This is a genomic window from Myxococcus llanfairpwllgwyngyllgogerychwyrndrobwllllantysiliogogogochensis (assembly GCF_006636215.1).
Lineage (GTDB): Bacteria > Myxococcota > Myxococcia > Myxococcales > Myxococcaceae > Myxococcus > Myxococcus llanfairpwllgwyngyllgogerychwyrndrobwllllantysiliogogogochensis.
Window position 1 is genome coordinate 1 of sequence record NZ_VIFM01000856.1, and the last position, 420, is coordinate 420.

Genomic DNA, 420 nt, shown 5'->3' on the forward strand with positions numbered 1-420 from the left:
GTCGTCGAGTCTGGTGCCTTGGACGTCCTGGTGGAGCAACTGGGTGACGATACAACCTTTTCCCGCATCATCGCCCTCGTAGAGAACGCCGAGGCTGAGCAAGCCCCAGTGCAAAAGCTGGCCGACAAGGTGGCCGGCTGGCTCATCCCCGTCGTCTTCCTATTTCTGATTGGCGTGTACCTGATCACGCAGGACGTGCGGACCATTGTCACGCTGCTGATTTTCACGTCGCCGGCGGAACTGGGGCTTGCGACACCGTTGGTGATGATCGCCGCCATCGCGCGCGCTGCGCGCTCGGGCATTCTCATCAAGGGCGGCATCTACCTGGAAAGCCTCGCCAAGGTCGAAGTGATGGTCTTTGACAAGACCGGCACGCTCACAGCCAACCTTCCCGAGGTGGTGCAGGTGCTGTGCGTGAAC

The 420-nt window shown here is 61.0% G+C and carries 1 pseudogene; it reads left to right on the forward strand.

Annotation, left to right across the window (positions count from 1 at the left end):
* Positions 1-18: 18 nt before the first annotated feature.
* A pseudogene (locus tag FJV41_RS50875) lies at positions 19-420 on the forward strand (copper-transporting ATPase); the annotation flags it as partial.